The 1,730-nt window shown below is 68.4% G+C and carries 1 protein-coding gene and 1 pseudogene; one reads left to right on the top strand and one right to left on the bottom strand.

Features of this window, described 5'->3' with window-relative positions:
• A pseudogene (locus AOK18_RS32720) lies at positions 1-122 on the bottom strand (aminotransferase class I/II-fold pyridoxal phosphate-dependent enzyme); the annotation flags it as partial.
• A gap of 441 nt (positions 123-563) precedes the next feature.
• Between AOK18_RS32720 and AOK18_RS29365 the strand changes: the two are divergent.
• On the top strand, positions 564-1,730 hold a 1,167-nt coding region (locus AOK18_RS29365; RefSeq protein ID WP_079105251.1), incomplete at its 3' end, for a phosphoenolpyruvate carboxykinase (GTP).

Here is a 1,730-nt window from a genome sequence, read left to right as displayed (position 1 = left end):
TCACGGGTGAGGACGGTGCCGGTCGGGGTGTGAGGGGTGTTGATCAGCAGCAGGCGGGTGCGGTCGGTGACGGCGTCGCGCAGTTCGTCTAGGTCGAGGTGGAAGCGGTCCCCGCGGGGGCGTCGGGGGCGAACGCTGTCATAACCGCCATCGTACCTACGGGACCGTAAGTTACGGATCGGTGTGCCGGTATCGCCCTTGCCGGAGTGGTCATCTTCTCATGTGACGTACTCGCCGGTACGCCTCCCGGGGCCGTCCGTGGAAGCCGCCCGCGGGCACCGCCCGTCGGCACCGCGAGGAGTCGCGGACGGAGCGGTAAAGGAACGGTCGGGCGAACGCAACGTGTCCGTAAAGAAACCCAGCGTGCACACCCGCCCTCCCCGGAAACCGTGGCCAGTGTCACTCTGCTCACATGTGAGACCCCCTGGACAGATGGGCACTCGCATCGGAGGATCAAATGAGTGCGGTCGGCACCGGATGAGCGCCGAGGTTCCACCGTGAAGCATCCGGGCCGCAGCCCCCACGGGGCCCTCCAGTCAGCGAACCCTCACTTAGGAGCAATCGTGGCGCGCGACATCGCGGCTCCCAGCGTCCCCACCACCCACCAGGGACTCATCTCCTGGGTCGACGAGATCGCCGAGTTGACCCAGCCGGACCACGTGGTCTGGTGCGACGGTTCCGAGGCCGAGTACCAGCGGCTGAGCGAGGAACTGGTCGACAAGGGCACGTTCCGCAAACTCGACCCGATCAAGCGCCCCAACTCCTACTACGCGGCCTCCGACCCCACCGACGTCGCCCGCGTCGAGGACCGCACCTTCATCTGCTCCGAGAAGGAGGAGGACGCCGGGCCCACCAACCACTGGAAGGACCCCGCCGAGATGCGGGAGATCTTCACCGGTGAGAAGGGCGTCTTCCGCGGCTCCATGAGGGGCCGCACGATGTACGTGGTGCCCTTCTGCATGGGCCCCCTCGGCTCGCCGCTGTCCGCGATCGGCGTCGAGATCACCGACTCCGCGTACGTCGCCGTCTCCATGCGCACCATGACCCGCATGGGGCAGCCGGTGCTGGACGAGCTGGGCTCCGACGGCTTCTTCGTCAAGGCCGTGCACTCGGTCGGCGCCCCCCTGGAGCCCGGCCAGGAGGACGTCCCCTGGCCCTGCAACAGCACCAAGTACATCTCGCACTTCCCTGAGGACCGCGAGATCTGGTCCTACGGCTCCGGCTACGGCGGCAACGCCCTGCTCGGCAAGAAGTGCTACGCCCTGCGCATCGCCTCCGTCATGGCCCGCGACGAGGGCTGGCTCGCCGAGCACATGCTCATCCTCAAGCTGACCCCGCCGCAGGGCGAGTCCAAGTACGTCGCCGCCGCCTTCCCGAGCGCCTGCGGCAAGACCAACCTCGCCATGCTGGAGCCCACGATCTCCGGCTGGACCGTGGAGACGATCGGCGACGACATCGCCTGGATGCGGTTCGGCGAGGACGGCCGCCTCTACGCCATCAACCCCGAGGCCGGCTTCTTCGGCGTCGCGCCCGGCACCGGCGAGCACACCAACGCCAACGCGATGAAGACCCTGTGGGGCAACTCCGTCTTCACCAACGTCGCCCTCACCGACGACGGCGACGTGTGGTGGGAGGGCATGACCGAGGAGGTCCCGGCCCACCTCACCGACTGGAAGGGCAACGACTGGACCCCCGAGTCCGGCACGCCCGCCGCCCACCCCAACGCCCGC

It is taken from the genome of Streptomyces prasinopilosus, from assembly GCF_001419695.1.
GTDB lineage: Bacteria > Actinomycetota > Actinomycetes > Streptomycetales > Streptomycetaceae > Streptomyces > Streptomyces prasinopilosus.
Note: the sequence above shows the minus strand (reverse complement) of the source record. Positions and strands in the feature narration are given on the sequence as shown.